Source organism: Pseudomonas sp. LBUM1645 (genome assembly GCF_059716185.1).
In genome coordinates this window covers 6,354,955-6,373,023 of the sequence record NZ_CP166811.1, presented here as the reverse complement: position 1 = coordinate 6,373,023, position 18,069 = coordinate 6,354,955, and the positions used below count along the sequence as shown (strand labels likewise).

The following is an 18,069-nucleotide window of genomic DNA, read 5'->3' as shown; positions in this document are numbered from 1 at the left end:
TGGCCTCATCGCGAGCAAGCTCGCTCCCACAGGGGAATGCGATCAAATGTGGGAGCGAGCTTGCTCGCGATGAGGCCGGTGCCGACAACATCAATGCCGGATCAATTTGTTGTGCAGCTCGGTAGACGATTGCTGATCCAACTCCAGCCAGAAAGTCTGCTTGCCGGCAATCTCGGCAGCGGCGGGTAATCCATCGCGATACACCAATCGATTACTCGCCAATGCCGGCACTTTTACTCCCGGTAAAAGCGTCCCGGCTAGGTTCAGCGGATCAACCCCGCACACCGCAATCAGACTCCCGTCATGCGGCCGTCGCCGCACCTCGCGCAGTAACGGAATGGCTTCTGGCAACGCAAACTGTTCACCCGCCAAACCACTGACAAACCGCCCGCCGCGAATCTCGCCTCGAGCTTCCAGTCGATGGAAAGTGCGCAGCAATTCCCGCCAGCTCGGCAACCAATCCGCTTCACGTTCCAGCAAGCGCCAGAACACCACGCCGTAGCGCCGAAGCAAGGTCATGGCGATATGTTCAAGGGTGTCGGTCGGTGTCGGGGCCGGACGTTTGTTATCCACAACCGGAGCTTGCGCGCCGCGTCGCAGCAAGGCCCAGCGCCCGGCATCGTCCATCCCGCCGACAAACGCTCCGCGCCCGCGTCGGCTGCTGCGGTTCTGTCGCTTGCTGGCCGGGGTGATCAGTGCTCGCAGACCGGCGAAGCTGTCGGCATTCACCAGCCCGGCGCCTACCAGCTCCTGCAAGGCGATTTCCAGTTCCGAGCGCAGCAGATGAGCCTCGTGAATCAGCTCATCGAAAAACAGCGCGCCGTGTTGGCTCAGGGCTTCGTAGACTTTTTGCGTTTTGGGTGACAGCTCGCTGACGGGCGTCTGCTCGGTCAACCCGCTCCACAACCCGACCTGACTGCGCGGCAGCAGCAGAATCGGTGTGCTGCGCAGCGCCGTGCTGGCGCTCTTGTTGCGTGCGGTCAGGCGAGTCCAGATCAGTTTGCCGCTGCGGCACAAGTCATCCAGCCAACTCGCTGAATAGTCTTTTATTCGCGCCGGCAAAATATCGCTGTCCCAGGCTGAAGCGGCGGCGGGGTAGCCTTCGAACTGACCGACAATCGCCGGCAATACTGCGTTGCCCTGACCCTGGGTCGCGGCGGACAGATGCTGCCAATCGAACAGGAAACGCATGAAGTCCTGCAACGCCACTGGCTCGATTTCCCGCCGCAGACGCTTGACGGTGTAGCGGTGAATTCGCGCCAGCAAGTGCCGCTCGCACCATTCTTCCTCCGCCGTGCCGGGCGTGAATTGACCGCGCAGCACATAGCCTTCGCGTTCCAGTTGCGCCAACGCCTGGTTGACTTGAGTCGCCGGTAAACCGAGCGGTTCGGCAATCGCGTTCAGCGGCAGCGGACCGAACGCGCTGAGCCGCGCACGAATCACTTCGAGTACCGCTTCGTCCGCCGTCCAGACTTCATCGAACCCGGGCAACGCCTCCAGCGGTGGCTGCAAAATCGCTTGTGGATAAATCGCGTTCAGGCAAGTCAGCCGCTCCAGTGCCAACCATAGCGCTTGCCCGGCATTGACTTGCAAGCGGCTGGCGCGACCGCTGTCGGCCAAGACATTCAGCCCATCGAGCCAGTCAGGATTGGCCTGGGCCTCGACGTCGCTGATGCACGCGAGGCTCATCAACGCCTCATGCATTTCATCGACGCCAGTCGGCGTTGGCCAGGCTTCCTCGCGTACGGCTTGAATCGCGTCCGCATCCAGCGCACCGAGGTCGTCGGTGGACTGCGGATCGCTCCAGCGGCGGTTGAGTACCGCTTGAGTGCGGCGCTCTTCCAGCGGCGCATCGTCGAGAAAGGTGTAGGGCCGGGCACTGAGAATTTCCGCTGCCAGCGGCGAGGGTGCCGGCAGGTCGCGGCTGATCAGGCGGATGTCGCCACGTTCCATACGCCGCAACAACGCCAGCCAGCCTTCGCTGTCCATGGCTTCGTGCAGGCAATCGTCGAGGGTTTGTTCCACCAGTGGATGGTCGGGAATTTCCCGTTCGCCGGCGAGGTTTTCCACGCAGGCCATCTGGTCGGGAAACACGCTGGCGATCAGGTCTTCGCTTTTCATCCGCTGGATCTGCGGCGGCACTTTGCGTCCGCCACTGTAGCGCGGCAGCGCCAGAGCGACCCCGGCATTCCAGCGCCAACGCACACCGAACAGCGGCGCATCGAGCACGGCTTGAATCAGGGTGTGCTCGGCGCTGTTGCTGTGCAAATAGCGCCAGACGTCATCGAGTTCAAAACTGTGGCTGGTGGACAGCGACAGGACGATGGCGTCTTCGCTGGCGGCGGCCTGCAATTCGAAGTTGAAGGTTCGGCAAAAACGCTTGCGCAAGGCCAGGCCCCAGGCGCGGTTGATGCGGCTGCCGAACGGCGTGTGGATGATCAATTGCGTGCCGCCGGACTCGTCGAAAAACCGCTCCATCAGCAGCGTGTCTTGTGACGGCAGGGCGCCCAATGTCAGGCGCGCACGGGCCAGGTAATCGACCAATTGTTCGGCGCTGGCGAGGTTCAGACCGAGGGTGTCGGTCAGCCAGTCGATCGCGGGCTGCAAGTGACCGGGGGTGGCGCCGAGCAGCTCATCGAGTTGCGCTTGCAGGCGGGCCACGGCGAACGACAGTTCAGCACTGCGGCCCGGTGCTTCACCAAGCCAGAATGGAATGGTCGGCGGTTGGCCCTGAGCGTCTTCGACCCGGACCTTGCCGGTTTCAACGCGCAGAATTCGGTAGGAGGTGTTGCCCAACTGGAAGACATCCCCGGCGATGCTTTCCACCGCAAAGTCTTCGTTGACGCTGCCGATGTTCAGCCCTTGGGGTTCGAGTAAAACGCTGTAGTCGGCGTTGTCCGGGATCGTCCCGCCGCTGGTCACGGCCGTCAGCTTGGCGCCCCGACGACCGCGCAGGGTGCGGGTCACGGCGTCGCGGTGCAGGTAAGCGCTGCGGATGCCCAGGCGACCGTTGTAGCCTTCGGCGAGCATCTGCAGCACCGCTTGATAGTGTTTTTCGTCGAGTTCGCTGTAGGGCGAGGCGTTGCGGAACATCTCCAGCAGCGCCTGCTCCTGCCATTCCTGGCAGCTGACCTCGGCGATGATTTGCTGGGCCAGCACGTCCAGCGGTGCCTTGGGAATCAGCAAGGTGTCGAGTTCGCCGCGCCGCACACAATCGAGCAGGGCAGCGCACTCGATCAGGTCGTCGCGGGTGGTGGCGAACAATCGGCCCTTGGGCGTGCCGCCGACCTGGTGCCCGGAGCGGCCGACCCGTTGCAGGAACCCGGCAATCGAACGCGGCGAGGCAATCTGGCAGACCAGGTCGACATCGCCGATATCGATCCCCAGTTCCAGGGACGCCGTGGCGATCAACACTTGCAGGTCGCCGCGCTTGAGGCGCTGTTCGGCGTCGAGACGAAACTCCTTGGCCAGACTGCCGTGGTGGGCAGCCACCGCGTCCTTGCCGAGGCGTTCGCTCAAGTGACGGCTCAGGCGTTCGGCTAGGCGTCGGGTGTTGACGAAAATCAGCGTGGTGCGGTGTTCGCGGGCGAGGGTGGCGAGGCGGCCGTAGACCAGTTCCCAGATGTCGTTGGCCATCACCGCCGACAACGGCACGGGCGGCACTTCGATGTCCAGATCCCGTGGGCGGGCGTGGCCGATGTCGATGATTTCGCACGCGCGATCACGGCCAACCAGAAACTGCGAGACGGCTTCGATGGGTTTTTGCGTGGCAGACAGGCCAATCCGCATCAGCGGTTCCGCGCACAACGCTTGCAGCCGCTCGAGACTCAGGGCCAGGTGACTGCCGCGCTTGCTGGCGGCGATCGCGTGGATTTCATCGACGATCACCGTGCGGGCAGTGCTGAGCATTTGTCGGCCGGAGTCTGATCCGAGCAACACGTAAAGGGATTCCGGGGTGGTCACCAGGATATGCGGCGCGGTCTTGCGCATCGCCGAGCGGTCTTTTTGCGGTGTATCGCCGGTGCGCACGGCGGTGTTGATCTGCAATTGCGGCAGGCCCATCGCGCGTAACTGCTCGGTGATGCCGGCCAGCGGGTTCTGTAGGTTGATCTGGATGTCGTTGGACAGGGCCTTTAGCGGCGAAACGTAGACCACCAGGGTTTCATCCGGCAGATGGCCGCCGTTGGCCATTGCGCGGTGGACCAGCTCGTCGATGACCGCGAGGAACGCGGTGAGGGTCTTGCCGGAGCCAGTGGGCGCGGCGACCAGGGTCGAACGGTGCTGGCGGATCAACGGCCACGCCCGGGCCTGGGCGGCGGTGACCGTCGGGAAGGTGCTGCTGAACCAGGCGCTGACGGCGGGGTGGAAGCCTGCCAGGGCGCTGTCCGTCGGGATTGGCAGATTCATGCAGCAATTTATGCGGGCGGGGGGCTGAAGATGCAAGTACCGCTCAAGCCCTCTGGTGGTCATTAGGGCCCCTTCGCGAGCAAGCTCAGCTCCTACATTGGATTTGTGTACGCCGCAGATCCCTTGTGGGAGCGAGCTTGCTCGCGATGGGGCCAGTAGCAGCACCGCAAATCCCCAGGATCTACACTTTACGGATGACGGTTGCGCACTAAACCCGCAAAATGCAACGATTCCGGCAACTATCGACGGCATCGCCCGCGAGCGGTGTCGATAAAGCCATTGTTTCAATCAGACTGGGCCTGCTGACTCTATGCGAATGCGCCTTATGTTACTGGGCGGCGGAAATGCCCTTGGGCAGGCGCTGATTCGCCTCGGTGCGGAGGAAGACATCGGCTTCCTCGCCCCCCGCCCACCGCAAGACGGCTGGGACGCCGCGACCCTGACGCAACTGCTCGACGACACCCGTCCGGACGCGTTGATCAACCTCGCCTATTACTTCGACTGGTTTCAGGCAGAGACGGTCAGCGAACAGCGTCTGGCCGGGCAGGAGCGGGCGATCGAGCGTCTGGCCGAACTGTGCCAGCATCACAACATCGTGCTGCTGCAACCGTCGAGCTATCGCGTGTTCGATGGCTCCCGGGCGACGGCCTACAGCGAAAAAGACGAACCGGTGCCTCTGGGCCTGCGCGGTCAGGCCTTATGGCGGATCGAACAAAGCGTCCGCGCCACCTGCCCGCAACACGTGTTGCTACGATTCGGCTGGCTGCTGGATGACAGCCCCGACGGCACCCTCGGGCGTTTCCTCGGTCGCGCCGAACTGCCTGAAGAATTGCTGATGGCCGATGACCGTCGGGGCAATCCGACGCCGGTGGATGATGCCGCCCGGGTGATCATCTCGGTCCTCAAGCAACTCGATTGCTCGGCGCCGCTGTGGGGCACCTACCATTACGCCGGGCATGAGGCGACCACGCCGCTGGCGCTTGGGCAGGCGATCCTCACCGAAGCACGCGCTCTGCATCCGCTGGCCATCGAAGCGCCGACCGCCCAGGCCCACGCCTCGCGACCGGACGCTGCCGAAGAGCCGCAACACGCGGTGCTGGCCTGCAAGAAAATTCTGCACACTTTCGGGATCAAGCCCCGCGCCTGGCGTGCGGCTCTCCCGGGCTTACTGGATAGGTTTTATCGCCATGGCTGACGGCCCTGTTTTAATCACCGGCGGCGCCGGTTTCATTGGCTCGCACCTCACCGATGCCTTGCTCGCCAAGGGCCATTCGGTGCGCATTCTCGATGACCTCTCCACCGGCAAACGCAGCAACTTGCCGCTGGACAATCCCGGCGTCGAACTGATCGTGGGCGATGTCGCCGACGCCGCGCTGGTCGCGCAGGCGATGGTCGGTTGCAGCGCTGTGGCGCACTTGGCCGCAGTGGCGTCGGTGCAGGCCTCGGTGGATGATCCGGTGAAGACTCACCAGAGCAATTTCATTGGCTCGCTGAATGTCTGCGAAGCCATGCGCCAGACCGGCGTCAAACGCGTGCTGTACGCGTCCAGCGCAGCGGTCTACGGCAACAATGGCGAAGGCGAGTCGATCGACGAAGACACGCCCAAGGCACCGTTGACGCCCTACGCTTCGGACAAGTTGGCGAGCGAGCACTACTTCGATTTTTATCGTCGCCAGCATGGTCTGGAACCAGTGATTTTCCGTTTCTTCAACATCTTCGGTCCACGCCAGGATCCGTCCTCGCCGTATTCCGGGGTAATCAGCATTTTCAGCGAGCGCGCGCAGAAGGGCCTGCCGATCACTGTGTTCGGTGACGGTGAGCAGACTCGCGATTTCGTCTACGTCGAAGACCTGGTCGACTTGTTGGTGCAAGCGATCGAGAAACCGCAGGTCGAAGTCGGCGCGGTCAACGTCGGCTGGAACCAGGCCACGACCCTCAAGCAAATGCTTGAAGCCCTTGAAGCGGTGGTCGGTCAATTGCCGCCAGTGAGCTATGGCCCGGCACGCTCCGGTGATATCCGCCACTCGCGAGCGAACAATCAGCGTTTGCTGGAGCGCTTTACCTACCCTGAGCAGACACCGATGCGTGTCGGCCTGGCGCGGTTGTTGGGGCGCTGAGGTTTACGCAGTCATGAAAAAGGCGCCTTTCGAGGCGCCTTTTTTGTACGGCAATTTTAGAACTTGTAACCCAGGCCAACCATGTAGATGAACGGGTCTACGTCCACATCGACCTTGGCGCGAGTGCCTTGTGCCACTGCGTTATTTTGCACTGTCGCGGTGGTGTCGATGTCGATGTAACGCACCTGGGCGTTGATCATGATGTTGTCGGTCAGCATGTAGTCGGCGCCGACCTGGAACGCCATGCCCCAGGAGTTATCCGCCTTGAAGTTGCTGAAGCCGTTGGCGCTGGCTTCGCTGCCAACGTGCTCGTCGTAGATCCAGGTGTAGTTGATACCCGCGCCGACATACGGCTGGAATGCGGACTTGGCGTCCAGTGGGTAGTACACAATGCTCAGCGTTGGTGGCAGGTGTTTCAGCGTACCGAGTTTGCCGTTGGCTGCGCCCAGGGCGGTGCCTTTGAGCTTCACGTCATGCTCGAACGGCGAGGCCGCCAGTAGCTCGATCCCCCAGTGGCTGTTGAGCATGTAAGCGAAGTTCAGACCCAGTTGCGTGTCGCTGCTCATGGTGGCCTTGCCACCCAGATCGGCACCCTTCAGCGGACCTTGATCAACCTTGACGCTGGAGCTGTCGGCTTTCGGGTTGACGGTGATTGCACCGGCACGAACGATGATATCGCCGGCGTCGTGGGCATAGGCTAACGGTGCTGCGAGCGCGAGGGCAAACAGCGAAGCGCTGAGCAAAGACTTGTGCATGGAGGGCTCCAAAGGACGTTAAAAATTTCGATGCCCAATGGTACGGAGCCGTCTGATACGGTCTTTTGACTCAGCTCAATGAAACAGTGATGGCCCTGATTTATGTGGAACCTTTGAGGACCCCATCGCGAGCAAGCTCGCTCCCACAGGGGATTTGTGTTGATGCACAGGGCCAATGTGGGAGCGAGCTTGCTCGCGATGGCTATCTAACAAGCAACACAGAACTACCGGTTTCACTCCGGCAGTTCATACACATAAATCTTGTCGGCCTGCATCTGATACCCGGCATCGGCCAATTCGCTGCTGGATGCCTTGACCTGCAGCGCACCCTCGATCCAGTACGGCTGATACAACTCGTCGAGCTTCACACCCACTTCGCTTTTGACGTGCACGATCTGGTTCGACGGCGGTGGCGGTACGTGTATGCAGGCGCCGAAATAAGGCACCAGCAGAAACTCCGTGGTGCGACCTTCTTCACTCACTTCCAGCGGCACGATGTAGCCCGGCAGCCGAATGTTCTGACCGTCGAGGCTTTTCACCACCGGTGCATTGGGCATGTCTTGCTTGGCCGCTGGCGCCGATTCGGCGGCCAACGCGTTGCCCATCTGCGACAGGTCGTGCAGCGGCGTCATGTTAGGCACTTCCGGTGCGGCGTCCGGCGGGATCATTTCCGACCAGGTCAGATCTTTCGGCTCGGCCGCCCACAGGGGCAAGGCGACCAGCATCAACAGCGCAAGCACAGCGCGGGGCATGTTCAACGTCCTCATAAACGGATCGACAGGCCATCGGCCAGGGATTGGCGATACGCGCGCCAGGCCGGCACGCTGCCCATCAGCAACGCGGCGATCAGGATGCCACCGAGCAGCGTCCATTCATATTCGCTCGGCCAGGCCAGTGGCAGGTACAAGCCGTAATTGGCTTGCACATAACCTTGGGCCAAGGCGATGCCCACATACAGCAGCGCCACCCCAGCAATCACGCCCGACAACGCCAGGGCAAACGCCTCCAGCACCAGCAACGTCGCGATGTGCCACGGTCGGGCACCCACTGAACGCAGAATCGCCATCTCCCGACGGCGTTCGTTGAGGCTGGTGAGGATTGCCGTGAGCATGCCGATCAACCCGGTCAGCACCACGAACAGCGATACCACGAACAAGGCTTTTTCCGCCGTGCTCATCAAACTCCACAGCTCTTGCAACGCCACGCCCGGCAGAATCGCCAGCATCGGCTCACCCCGAAATTCATTGATCTCACGCTGCAGCGCGAAGGTCGAAATCTTGCTGTTGAGGCCGAGCATAAACGCTGTGATCGCCTGCGGCGTCAGGTCCATGTTGCGTGCCTGATCGGCACTGATCCGACCGTTGCCGCGCGCCGGCACGCCGTTGTGCCAGTCGATGTGAATCGCTTCCATACCGCCGAGGCTGATGTGCAACGTGCGGTCCACCGGGGTGCCGGTGCGTTTGAGAATGCCGACCACGGTGAACGGCTTGTCGTCGTGCTTGACCAGGCTGATCACTGCCACGCCGTGGGCCAGCACCAGTTTGTCGCCAAGTTTGTAGTGCAGCGCGTCGGCCACTTCGGCACCGAGCACCACTTCAAACGGATCGGTGGCGAAGGCGCGGCCGTCGGCCAGTTCCAGGTGTTGTTGATGACCGTACTGGTAATGCTCGAAGTACGCCTCGGTGGTGCCCATCACGCGGTAACCGCGATGGGAGTCGCCGAGGGACATCGGGATTGCCCACTTCACTTTCGGGTTGTTGGCGAAGTGTTCGAAGCTGTCCCAGCGGATGTTGTTGGTGGCGTTGCCGATGCGGAACACCGAGTACAGCAACAGGTTTACCGAGCCGGAACGTGCGCCGACGATCAGGTCGGTGCCGCTGATGGTGCTGGCGAAACTGGCCTTGGCTTCGGTGCGTACCCGTTCCACGGCCAACAGCAGGCAGACCGACAGGGCGATGGCAAACGCAGTGAGGATCGCGGTGAAGCGGCGGTTAGCCAGGCTGGCCATGGCTAGACGAAACAAATACATCTCAGACCTCGGACGGGGTGGCGGCGCGATTGAGATCGGCCAGCGACAGGTGGCGATCGAACAGCGGCGCGAGGCTTTGGTCATGGCTGACGAATAACAGGCTCGATCCGGCTTCGCGGCATTCGGCGAACAGCAAGCGAAGGAAGTTCTCGCGGGCGTCGTAATCCAGGGCCGAGGTCGGTTCGTCGGCGATCACCAATTCAGGCTGACCGATCAACGCGCGCGCAGCGGCAACCCGTTGCTGCTGACCGATGGACAGCGAATCGGCGCGACGCCTGAGGATGCTTTCATCCTTCAGGCCCAAGTGGGCGAGGAGGGTGGCCGCCGCCTGATCGACGCTGCCGTGGCGCTGGATCGCCCGTTTAGCGCGCAGTTTGGAAAAGTGGCAGGGCAACTCAACGTTCTCGCGCACCGAGAGAAACGGCAGCAAGTTGAACTGCTGGAAGATGTAGCCGGTGTGATCGACCCGGAAGTGGTCGCGAGCACCGGCCGAAAGCTCGGTCAGCTCCTGGCCCAGCAATCGGATGCTGCCGCGATCGGGCTTCTGCACACCGCCGAGCAGACCGAGCAGGGTGGTCTTGCCGCTGCCGCTGGGGCCTTTGAGGAACAGGGTTTCCCCAGGCTCCAGGCGAAACGCCGGGATATCCAGCAGCGGCGGATGACCGGGCCAACTGAAGCCCAGGTCGGACAGTTCGATGAGTGCTTGGGTCATTTAATCGATTTCATGAGTGCTGATGACCTGTAGGAGCTGTCGAGTGCAACGAGGCTGCGATCTTTTGATCTTGATCTTTTAAAGTCAAAAGATCGCAGCCTCGTTGCACTCGACAGCTCCTACAGGGGATCGGGGTGAATTTAGAATTTCAGGGCGGCAGCCTTGGCCGTCACTTCAACCCCTTGCTGCCCGCTCGGGCTGATCAGTTGTAGCTGAATCTTCTGGGTCGCCGGGAACGTGTTGAAGATGTTCGCCAGGTCCAGGGTTTTCAGCGCGCCCGGTGCCGAGCAACTGAATTGGTAATGCGCGTGGATTTCGCTGTGGTCGTGGTGATGCTCGCCCTTGGCCTCTTCTTTGTGATCATCATCGGCATCGGGTTTGTCGCCGAACAACGGGCTCTCCAGTTCCTGAGTCGCAACCACGCAACCAGCGGCTTTCGGCAGGTTGAACAACACCAACGGTTTCTCAAGCTGCGCACGAACGGCGGCGACTTTGGCTTTGTCGGCATCGGTGGTGGCGGCGTGTTCGAAACCCACCAGGTTCATCGCCGGGCTTTCCAGTTCCAGCTCCAGGGTCTGACCGTCCAGTGCTGCGTTCAGGCGACCGACACCATGTTCGTGGGCGCCGAGGCTGCCGTGCTCATGATCATGTTCATCAGCGGCGTGGGCGACGGCCAGCGGCAACAGGGCAAACGGCAGAGCGAGAAGCAGACGGCGCATGGCGGGTCTCCGAAAAGTAAAATGAAGAATTTGTTATGTAATCTTATAACGTAAGTGGCGAGAGTTTGACCGCCTGCTTGGCGTTGCACAAGTCCCATGGGAGCATGCAAGTCAGAAATGTGCAGGAGCAGACTTATGTTGCGTATACGCGGAAGCATCGGCGACTGGCCGGTGGATTTGACGCTGGAGATGGATGACGGCGACTGGGCGCGGCTCGGTGCGCAGTTGCAGGTGGTGAAACCGGAGGCCAGTGCTGCGCCGGCAAAACCGATCAATCAGGATGATGCGCTGTGGCAGATCGCCAAGGATTTGCTGCGCAAGGCCGGGCAATTGAGCGGGCCGGATCTGCTGGATCAGTTGGAAGGACTGACCGGCAGCGCGGCGTCGGGCAAGCGGCTGCTGGTGCGTTTGCGCCATTGCTCGGATGTGAAGGTGACGAGCGGCGGGGATACGCCGCTCTACAGCTGGATCGAGTAAATCGCAAAGATCGCAGCCTCGCTTCGCTCGACAGCTCCTACATGGGATCTTGTTTCCCTGTAGGAGCTGTCGAGTGAAACGAGGCTGCGATCTTTTGATCTTTCAATAAAGCGCAGCAAACAACTTGCGGCGGTACGTGGTCACCAGCGGGTGATCGTTGCCCAGCAGTTCGAACACCTGCAGCAAGGTCTTGTGCGGCAAGCCTTCGCTGTAGCTGCGATTGCGCACGAACAGCTTGAGCAACGCATCCAGCGCCGCGTCGTACTGCTGACGGGCCAGTTGCTGGATCGCCAGCTGATAAACCGCTTCATCGTCCTGCGGATTTTTTGCCAGGCGCGCTTTCAGGTCTGCCGCATCCGGCAAATCCTTGGCCTGACCGAGGAACTGGATCTGCGCCTTGGCGCCGGCCAGGGCAGCCTTGTGCTCATCGCTCTTGACCGCGTCGAGCACGGTTTGCGCTTCGCCCAGCTCGCCACGTTCGGTGAGGCAGCGGGCGTAGAGAATCAGTGCCTTGGCATTGGTGTTGTCTTCGCCCAGCAGCACTTTCAGTGTGGCTTCGGCGTCGGCAAAGCGGTTGTCATCAAACAGCGCCTGAGCCTGTTCGAACGGGTCGGCAGCCGCCGGTGGTGGCATTTGCACGTGAGGCTCAAGCATCGCGCGCACGGCGGATTCCGGCTGTGCACCGGCAAAACCATCCACCGGCTGACCGTCCTTGAACAGCACCACCGTCGGCAGGCTGCGAATGCCGAAGCGAGAAACGATGTCCGGCTCGACGTCGCAATTGACCTTGGCCAGCAGCAACTCGCCCTGATAGCTCTCGGCGATGGTTTGCAGCATCGGCATCAACGCCTTGCACGGCGCACACCATTCGGCCCAGAAATCCACCAGCACCGGTTTGTGGAAAGAGTTCTCGATCACCGACTGCTCGAAATCGGCAGTCGTGGCGTCGAAGATATACGGCGTTTCCTGACTCATGGGGGATCTCTTGGAAGCGTGAATCTGCTCACTATAAGGGCTGGCGCAAAAGATCGCAGCCTTCGGCAGCTCCTACAGGATCGGGTTCGCACTCGGTCAATGTAGGAGCTGCCGAAGGCTGCGATCTTTTAGCGGCTTCAAACGCGCCGCGCGTGGTAGAGGCTCACATGCCGAAACTCTTCGGGCTCGGCCAGATCGGGCAGGGTCATCGCTTCCAGCATCTCGATGCGCTGATACAACGGGTGGCGAAAATCCCTCACGCGCGAATCGGCCACCAGGGCTTGCTGGCCGCGACTCAGGAATTCATCGAGCAACGGCAGATTCGCCCGGTCGTACAGCACGTCGGCCACCAGAATCAGATCAAAGCGATCCGCTTCGGCGAAAAAATCCGTCGAGTAGTTGAGGTGTACGTCATTGAGTTCGGCATTCGCCCGGCACGCCGCAATCGCCAGCGGATCGAGGTCACAGGCCACCACTTCCAGCGCTCCGGCCTTCACCGCCGCAATCCCTGCAACACCGGAGCCGGCACCGAAATCCAGCACCCGCTTGCCTTTGACCCACTCAGGGAATTCGGCGAGATAACGGGCGACCGCCAGCCCACTGGCCCAGCAAAAACTCCAATAAGGCGGCTCATGGAGAATTCGCCGGGTTTCTTCCGGGCTGAACGCGCGGTCCATGTTGTCGCCGTCGATCAGCCAAAGCTTCAGGTCGGTCTCCGGCAATGCGACAGGCACAAGCTGCGCATCACCGAGCAGTTCGCCTAGCGCCTGTTGCAGGTCGAGCGGTGCAATCATGGCGCTTTGACGAATTGCAGCTGACCCAGCACTTGCGTCGTTGGCTGGCTGATGACTTGCGACGGCAGATGCAAAATCAGCTGGCCGGACTGGCTGGCACGGCCGCGAAGTTCTACGCGGGCACCGACCGGGAAGGATTCCGGGTTGAAACGCAGGTGAAACGGCAGAATCTGATTGGTGCCGATCAGGCTGGAACTGGCCAGCAATTGTTGCGGACGGTCCTTGTCATCGATCACCAGCAGCGCCAGTTCGACTTCGGCGCCGGCCGGCACGCCTTGCAGGGTGCCGCTCAATTCACGCTGATAAGCAGGCAGCGGGCCGAGGTTGGCTGATTCCCTGGCCTTCTTTTGTGCCTGTTGTGGCGCGGGGCCTGGCGTCGGCGGCTGGGGCTTGGGCGCATCGCTGCTGCAGGCCACCAGCAGGCTGAAAAGACTGAGCAATACCAGCGGTCTTAGGGACATTTTTGGCTCCAGCAAGGTGAAATCCATGGATCTAGCTCTATAGCCCGTCTGTATACCGCAAACCCTATGGCTTGTCTTGCCACGGGGATGCGCTACCATGGCCCTCCCTTTTTTTGTTGCCTGCCACCATGCACTGTCCCTTCTGCGGTGCCAACGACACCAAGGTCATCGACTCGCGTCTGGTCGCCGAGGGCGAACAGGTGCGCCGCCGGCGTGAATGCCTGGCCTGCGGCGAACGTTTCACGACGTTCGAGACGGCCGAACTGGTGTTGCCGCGCCTGATCAAAACCGACGGCAGCCGCCAGCCGTTCGACGAAGAAAAACTCCGCGCCGGCATGCAGCGTGCGCTGGAGAAGCGCCCGGTGAGTGTCGAGCGCCTGGAATCGTCGCTGGTGCACATCAAACACAAACTGCGCGCCACCGGTGAGCGAGAGGTTAAATCCCTTGTCGTCGGTGAACTGGTGATGGCCGAGCTGCAAAAGCTCGACGAAGTCGCCTACATTCGTTTCGCCTCCGTGTATCGGCGCTTCCAGGACCTCAACGAGTTCCGCGAAGAGATCGATCGCCTGGCCCGTGAGCCGGTGAAAGAATGACCACCTCTTCCGAACAAGCCATCCTCGACGCCCATTACATGGCCCGTGCCCTGGAACTGGCGCGCAAAGGTCATTACACGACACACCCCAACCCTCGGGTTGGCTGCGTGATCGTGCGTGACGGGCAGATTGTCGGCGAAGGCTGGCACGTGCGCACCGGCGAACCCCACGCCGAAGTCCACGCCCTGCGCGCCGCCGGCGACAAGGCTCGAGGCGCCACCGCTTACGTGACCCTTGAACCTTGCAGCCACCACGGACGTACGCCGCCCTGCGCCGATGCGCTGTTACATGCGGGTGTAGCTCGGGTAGTCGCGGCGATGCAAGACCCGAACCCGTCGGTTGCCGGTCGTGGCATGCAGCGGCTGGCCCAGGCCGGTATTGCTACCGAAAGCGGTGTGCTGGAAGGCGAAGCGCGCAAGCTCAATGAAGGTTTCCTCAAGCGCATGGAGCACGGCTTGCCGTTCGTGCGGGTCAAGTTGGCCATGAGCCTCGACGGTCGTACGGCGATGGAAAGCGGCGAAAGCCAATGGATCACCGGTCCGGCGGCGCGTTCGGCGGTTCAACGACTGCGCGCTCAGGCCAGCGTAGTGCTGACCGGCGCCGACACGGTGCTGGCAGACAACGCCCGTCTCACTGTGCGTGCTGATGAACTAGGTCTGGATCCTGAGCAAACGGCCCTGGCCATGAGCCGTCCGCCGCTGCGTGTGTTGATCGACGGCCGCCTGCGCGTGCCACTGGACGCGCCGTTCTTCAAGGCTGGCCCGGCGCTGGTCGCCACGTGCATGGCGATCGAAGAGCAATACGCCCATGGCCCGGAATGCTTGATTGTGGCGGGCGAGGATGGCTTGGTCGACCTGCGCAAACTGCTGGTCGAACTGGCCAATCGCGGGGTCAACGAAGTGTTGGTCGAAGCGGGCCCGCGACTGGCGGGTGCCTTTGCTCAGCAAGGTCTGGTCGACGAGTTTCAGATTTTCATCGCTGGCAAGTTTTTAGGTTCGTCTGCGCGCCCGTTGCTGGATTGGCCGCTCGCGCAAATGAAGGATGCGCCTGAACTCAAAATCACCGAAATTCGCGCGGTTGGCGATGACTGGCGAGTCATCGCCATTCCTTCGCCAGCGGCGAGCGTATAATTCCGGGCCTGCGCCACGCGACGGCCCTGTTCTCGAGGAGGACTCCATGTTTACCGGCATCATCGAATCCATCGGCAGTATTCGTGCATTGACCCCAAAAGGCGGAGATGTGCGGGTACACGTAGAAACCGGCAAGCTCGACCTGAGCGACGTCAAACTGGGCGACAGCATCGCGGTCAACGGCGTGTGCCTGACTGCGGTTGAGTTGCCAGGCAACGGCTTTGCGGCGGACGTCAGCCGCGAAACCCTCGACTGCACCGCCATGAACGACCTCAAAAGCGGCAGCCCGGTGAACCTGGAAAAAGCCCTGACCCCGACCACTCGTCTCGGCGGGCATCTGGTCAGCGGCCATGTCGATGGCGTGGGCGAAGTGGTTGCCCGTACCGAGAATGCTCGCGCTGTGGAGTTCCGCATCCGCGCGCCCAAAGAGCTGGCCAAGTACATCGCCCATAAAGGCTCGATCACCGTCGACGGCACCAGCCTGACCGTGAACGCGGTCGATGGCGCCGAGTTCCTGCTGACGATCATTCCGCACACCCTGAGCGAAACTATCATGGCGTCTTACCAGCCAGGTCGCCGGGTGAATCTTGAAGTCGACTTGCTTGCCCGTTATCTGGAGCGCCTGCTTTTAGGCGATAAAGCCGCAGAGCCAACGTCCAGTAACATCACCGAAAGCTTTCTGGCCGCCAACGGCTACCTCAAATCCTGACCCAAGGGGGTGCCTTGTGGCGCTCAATAGCATCGAAGAACTGGTTGAAGACATCCGCCAAGGCAAGATGGTCATCCTCATGGATGACGAAGACCGCGAGAACGAAGGCGACCTGATCATGGCCGCCGAGTGCTGCCAGCCTGAACACATCAACTTCATGGCCAAGCACGCCCGTGGCCTGATCTGCATGCCGATGAGCCGCGAGCGCTGCGAACTGCTGAAGCTGCCTCTGATGGCGCCGCGCAACGGTTCCGGTTTCGGCACCAAGTTCACCGTGTCCATCGAAGCGGCCACCGGCGTGACCACCGGCATTTCCGCCGCCGACCGTGCGCGTACCGTGCAAGCGGCTGCCGCGAAAGACGCCAAGGCTGAAGACATCGTCAGCCCCGGCCACATCTTCCCGCTGATGGCCCAGGCCGGCGGCACCCTCGCTCGCGCCGGCCACACCGAAGCGGCGTGCGACCTGGCGCGCATGGCCGGTTTCGAGCCGAGCGGCGTGATCTGCGAAGTGATGAACGACGACGGCACCATGTCCCGCCGTGCGGAACTGGAAGCGTTTGCTGCCGAACACAACATTAAGATCGGCACCATCGCCGACCTGATTCACTATCGGATGATCCACGAACGTACCGTTCAGCGGATTGCCGAGCAGCCGCTGGACAGCGAACTGGGCCAATTCAACCTGGTGACCTATCGTGATTCCGTGGAAGGCGACGTGCACATGGCCCTGACCCTGGGCACCGTATGCGCCGAAGAGCCGACCCTGGTTCGGGTGCACAACATGGACCCGCTGCGCGACCTGTTGATGGTCAAGCAGCCTGGCCGCTGGAGCCTGCGCGCCGCGATGGCCGCGGTTGCCGAGGCTGGCAGCGGTGTCGTGCTGTTGCTCGGTCACCCGCTCGATGGCGATGTGTTGCTGGCGCATATCCGCGAAACCGCGGAGCACGTTCCGGCGAAAAAACCGACCACCTACAGCATCGTCGGTGCCGGTTCGCAGATCCTCCGGGACCTGGGCGTACGCAAAATGCGTCTGATGAGTGCGCCAATGAAATTTAATGCGATATCCGGTTTCGATCTGGAAGTTGTAGAATACGTGCCCTCCGAATAATGACCGGTTGTTTCCAGTCCTTGATTCGCGGTTAACACATCACTGAGGGACGCGTAGAAAACGCGTCCCGGCTCTTTAAGAGATCTAACGAATGACCCTGAAGACCATCGAAGGTACCTTCATCGCCCCTAAAGGCCGCTACGCTTTGGTAGTAGGCCGTTTCAACAGCTTCGTCGTTGAAAGCCTGGTCAGCGGTGCAGTTGATGCCCTGGTTCGCCACGGCGTGAGCGAAAGCGACATCACCATCATCCGCGCACCTGGCGCCTTCGAAATCCCGCTGGTTGCGCAGAAAGTCGCTCAGAAGGGCGAATACGCGGCAATCATCGCCCTGGGCGCGGTCATTCGTGGCGGTACTCCGCACTTCGAATACGTGGCTGGCGAATGCACCAAGGGCCTGGCCCAGGTGTCCATGGAGTTCGGCGTTCCAGTCGCATTTGGCGTGCTGACCGTTGATTCCATCGAGCAAGCCATCGAACGTTCCGGCACCAAGGCCGGTAACAAAGGTGCTGAAGCTGCCCTGTCCGCTCTGGAAATGGTCAGCCTGCTGGCGCAGTTGGAGGCCAAGTGATTAGCGACGAAAGCGATCGTTTCAACCCGCGCGATCCAAAGCCTGCGGATGCCGGCAAGCCATCGAAAAGCGTCAAGCGTCGCGAAGCCCGTCAGCTCGCGACTCAGGCGCTGTACCAATGGCACATGGCCAAGCAATCTTTGAACGAGATCGAAGCGCAGTTCCGGGTCGATAACGATTTCAGCGATGTCGATGCCGCCTACTTCCACGACATCCTGCACGGCGTTCCGGCTCACAAGCCTGAGATCGACGCTGCACTGACGCCGTGCCTGGACATCACCATCGAAGAGCTGGACCCGGTTGAACTGGCCGTTCTGCGCCTGTCGACCTGGGAGCTGCTCAAGCGCGTCGACGTGCCGTACCGCGTTGTGATCAACGAAGGTATCGAGCTGGCGAAAGTCTTCGGTTCCACCGACGGCCACAAGTTCGTCAACGGTGTACTCGACAAGCTGGCCCCGCGTCTGCGTGAAGCTGAAGTGAAGGCGTTCAAGCGCTAATTCGCGCTTGAATGGCTG

The 18,069-nt window shown here is 61.5% G+C and carries 18 protein-coding genes; 9 read left to right on the top strand and 9 right to left on the bottom strand.

Annotation, left to right across the window (positions count from 1 at the left end; all coding sequences use genetic code 11):
* Nucleotides 1-90 precede the first annotated feature (90 nt).
* The gene (locus ACA079_RS29015) at nt 91-4,407 is read right to left on the bottom strand and encodes a DEAD/DEAH box helicase (RefSeq protein ID WP_497701785.1); all 4,317 of its coding nucleotides are present in this window, start codon (nt 4,405-4,407) and stop codon (nt 91-93) included.
* A 310-nt stretch (nt 4,408-4,717) separates the two neighbouring features.
* Here ACA079_RS29015 and ACA079_RS29010 point away from each other — a divergent pair, with 310 nt between their 5' ends.
* Nucleotides 4,718-5,602 carry a sugar nucleotide-binding protein gene (locus ACA079_RS29010; protein ID WP_415771713.1) on the top strand — a complete coding sequence of 295 codons (885 nt, stop codon included), beginning with the start codon at nt 4,718-4,720 and terminating at the stop codon, nt 5,600-5,602.
* Nucleotides 5,595-6,524, top strand: coding sequence for a UDP-N-acetylglucosamine epimerase PgnE (pgnE, locus tag ACA079_RS29005; RefSeq protein WP_046053234.1), 930 nt, complete (start codon nt 5,595-5,597; stop codon nt 6,522-6,524). The genes ACA079_RS29010 and pgnE overlap by 8 nt, the downstream gene beginning before the upstream one ends.
* A gap of 56 nt (nt 6,525-6,580) precedes the next feature.
* Here the strand turns inward: pgnE and ACA079_RS29000 are convergent, their stop codons facing one another.
* From ACA079_RS29000 to ACA079_RS28980, 5 genes are all read right to left on the bottom strand, one after another.
* The gene (locus tag ACA079_RS29000; protein WP_497701784.1) at nt 6,581-7,279 is read right to left on the bottom strand and encodes an OmpW/AlkL family protein; all 699 of its coding nucleotides are present in this window, start codon (nt 7,277-7,279) and stop codon (nt 6,581-6,583) included.
* 233 nt (nt 7,280-7,512) lie between these two features.
* Nucleotides 7,513-8,031 (bottom strand): DUF3299 domain-containing protein, encoded by a 519-nt coding sequence (locus tag ACA079_RS28995; protein ID WP_415771707.1) that lies wholly within the window; start codon nt 8,029-8,031, stop codon nt 7,513-7,515.
* An 11-nt stretch (nt 8,032-8,042) separates the two neighbouring features.
* Nucleotides 8,043-9,308, bottom strand: a complete 1,266-nt coding sequence (locus tag ACA079_RS28990) for an ABC transporter permease (RefSeq protein WP_024164579.1) — start codon at nt 9,306-9,308, stop codon at nt 8,043-8,045.
* Nucleotide 9,309: 1 nt separating this feature from the next.
* On the bottom strand, nt 9,310-10,020 hold the full coding sequence (locus ACA079_RS28985) for an ABC transporter ATP-binding protein (RefSeq protein WP_497701783.1): 711 nt from the start codon (nt 10,018-10,020) through the stop codon (nt 9,310-9,312).
* A 140-nt stretch (nt 10,021-10,160) separates the two neighbouring features.
* Nucleotides 10,161-10,739, bottom strand: a complete 579-nt coding sequence (locus ACA079_RS28980; RefSeq protein ID WP_497701782.1) for a DUF2796 domain-containing protein — start codon at nt 10,737-10,739, stop codon at nt 10,161-10,163.
* Between the two features lie 135 nt (nt 10,740-10,874).
* Here ACA079_RS28980 and ACA079_RS28975 point away from each other — a divergent pair, with 135 nt between their 5' ends.
* On the top strand, nt 10,875-11,216 hold the full coding sequence (locus ACA079_RS28975) for a hypothetical protein (RefSeq protein ID WP_497701781.1): 342 nt from the start codon (nt 10,875-10,877) through the stop codon (nt 11,214-11,216).
* 102 nt (nt 11,217-11,318) lie between these two features.
* Here the strand turns inward: ACA079_RS28975 and trxA are convergent, their stop codons facing one another.
* The 3 genes from trxA to ACA079_RS28960 all read right to left on the bottom strand — a co-directional run bounded on the left by trxA (nt 11,319) and on the right by ACA079_RS28960 (nt 13,446).
* Nucleotides 11,319-12,191 (bottom strand): thioredoxin, encoded by an 873-nt coding sequence (trxA, locus tag ACA079_RS28970; protein ID WP_129440809.1) that lies wholly within the window; start codon nt 12,189-12,191, stop codon nt 11,319-11,321.
* A gap of 137 nt (nt 12,192-12,328) precedes the next feature.
* A complete protein-coding gene (locus tag ACA079_RS28965) occupies nt 12,329-12,985 on the bottom strand; it encodes a class I SAM-dependent methyltransferase (RefSeq protein WP_497701780.1) in 657 nt (218 codons plus the stop codon).
* On the bottom strand, nt 12,982-13,446 hold the full coding sequence (locus tag ACA079_RS28960) for a YbaY family lipoprotein (RefSeq protein ID WP_283184638.1): 465 nt from the start codon (nt 13,444-13,446) through the stop codon (nt 12,982-12,984). Before ACA079_RS28960 ends, ACA079_RS28965 begins: the two co-directional genes overlap by 4 nt.
* A 128-nt stretch (nt 13,447-13,574) precedes the next feature.
* Here ACA079_RS28960 and nrdR point away from each other — a divergent pair, with 128 nt between their 5' ends.
* The 6 genes from nrdR (at nt 13,575) to nusB (ending at nt 18,051) form a co-directional block, all read left to right on the top strand.
* Nucleotides 13,575-14,039, top strand: coding sequence for a transcriptional regulator NrdR (gene nrdR / locus ACA079_RS28955; RefSeq protein WP_003228656.1), 465 nt, complete (start codon nt 13,575-13,577; stop codon nt 14,037-14,039).
* A complete protein-coding gene (ribD, locus tag ACA079_RS28950) occupies nt 14,036-15,169 on the top strand; it encodes a bifunctional diaminohydroxyphosphoribosylaminopyrimidine deaminase/5-amino-6-(5-phosphoribosylamino)uracil reductase RibD (protein WP_497701779.1) in 1,134 nt (377 codons plus the stop codon). Before nrdR ends, ribD begins: the two co-directional genes overlap by 4 nt.
* 46 nt (nt 15,170-15,215) lie before the next feature.
* Nucleotides 15,216-15,878, top strand: coding sequence for a riboflavin synthase (locus tag ACA079_RS28945; protein WP_008033746.1), 663 nt, complete (start codon nt 15,216-15,218; stop codon nt 15,876-15,878).
* 16 nt (nt 15,879-15,894) lie between these two features.
* Nucleotides 15,895-16,986, top strand: a complete 1,092-nt coding sequence (gene ribBA / locus ACA079_RS28940) for a bifunctional 3,4-dihydroxy-2-butanone-4-phosphate synthase/GTP cyclohydrolase II (protein WP_033059428.1) — start codon at nt 15,895-15,897, stop codon at nt 16,984-16,986.
* 91 nt (nt 16,987-17,077) lie between these two features.
* The gene (gene ribH, locus ACA079_RS28935; protein WP_003185938.1) at nt 17,078-17,554 is read left to right on the top strand and encodes a 6,7-dimethyl-8-ribityllumazine synthase; all 477 of its coding nucleotides are present in this window, start codon (nt 17,078-17,080) and stop codon (nt 17,552-17,554) included.
* On the top strand, nt 17,551-18,051 hold the full coding sequence (nusB, locus tag ACA079_RS28930) for a transcription antitermination factor NusB (protein WP_008153530.1): 501 nt from the start codon (nt 17,551-17,553) through the stop codon (nt 18,049-18,051). The genes ribH and nusB overlap by 4 nt, the downstream gene beginning before the upstream one ends.
* Nucleotides 18,052-18,069: the final 18 nt, after the last annotated feature.

Bases quoted from the DNA above. Each gene is read 5' to 3' on its own strand.
- ACA079_RS29015 (WP_497701785.1), bottom strand. From the start codon at position 4,407: ATGAATCTGCCAATCCCGACGGACAGCGCCCTGGCAGGCTTCCACCCC.
- ACA079_RS29010 (WP_415771713.1), top strand. From the start codon at position 4,718: ATGCGAATGCGCCTTATGTTACTGGGCGGCGGAAATGCCCTTGGGCAG.
- pgnE (WP_046053234.1), top strand. From the start codon at position 5,595: ATGGCTGACGGCCCTGTTTTAATCACCGGCGGCGCCGGTTTCATTGGC.
- ACA079_RS29000 (WP_497701784.1), bottom strand. From the start codon at position 7,279: ATGCACAAGTCTTTGCTCAGCGCTTCGCTGTTTGCCCTCGCGCTCGCA.
- ACA079_RS28995 (WP_415771707.1), bottom strand. From the start codon at position 8,031: ATGCCCCGCGCTGTGCTTGCGCTGTTGATGCTGGTCGCCTTGCCCCTG.
- ACA079_RS28990 (WP_024164579.1), bottom strand. From the start codon at position 9,308: ATGTATTTGTTTCGTCTAGCCATGGCCAGCCTGGCTAACCGCCGCTTC.
- ACA079_RS28985 (WP_497701783.1), bottom strand. From the start codon at position 10,020: ATGACCCAAGCACTCATCGAACTGTCCGACCTGGGCTTCAGTTGGCCC.
- ACA079_RS28980 (WP_497701782.1), bottom strand. From the start codon at position 10,739: ATGCGCCGTCTGCTTCTCGCTCTGCCGTTTGCCCTGTTGCCGCTGGCC.
- ACA079_RS28975 (WP_497701781.1), top strand. From the start codon at position 10,875: ATGTTGCGTATACGCGGAAGCATCGGCGACTGGCCGGTGGATTTGACG.
- trxA (WP_129440809.1), bottom strand. From the start codon at position 12,191: ATGAGTCAGGAAACGCCGTATATCTTCGACGCCACGACTGCCGATTTC.
- ACA079_RS28965 (WP_497701780.1), bottom strand. From the start codon at position 12,985: ATGATTGCACCGCTCGACCTGCAACAGGCGCTAGGCGAACTGCTCGGT.
- ACA079_RS28960 (WP_283184638.1), bottom strand. From the start codon at position 13,446: ATGTCCCTAAGACCGCTGGTATTGCTCAGTCTTTTCAGCCTGCTGGTG.
- nrdR (WP_003228656.1), top strand. From the start codon at position 13,575: ATGCACTGTCCCTTCTGCGGTGCCAACGACACCAAGGTCATCGACTCG.
- ribD (WP_497701779.1), top strand. From the start codon at position 14,036: ATGACCACCTCTTCCGAACAAGCCATCCTCGACGCCCATTACATGGCC.
- ACA079_RS28945 (WP_008033746.1), top strand. From the start codon at position 15,216: ATGTTTACCGGCATCATCGAATCCATCGGCAGTATTCGTGCATTGACC.
- ribH (WP_003185938.1), top strand. From the start codon at position 17,078: ATGACCCTGAAGACCATCGAAGGTACCTTCATCGCCCCTAAAGGCCGC.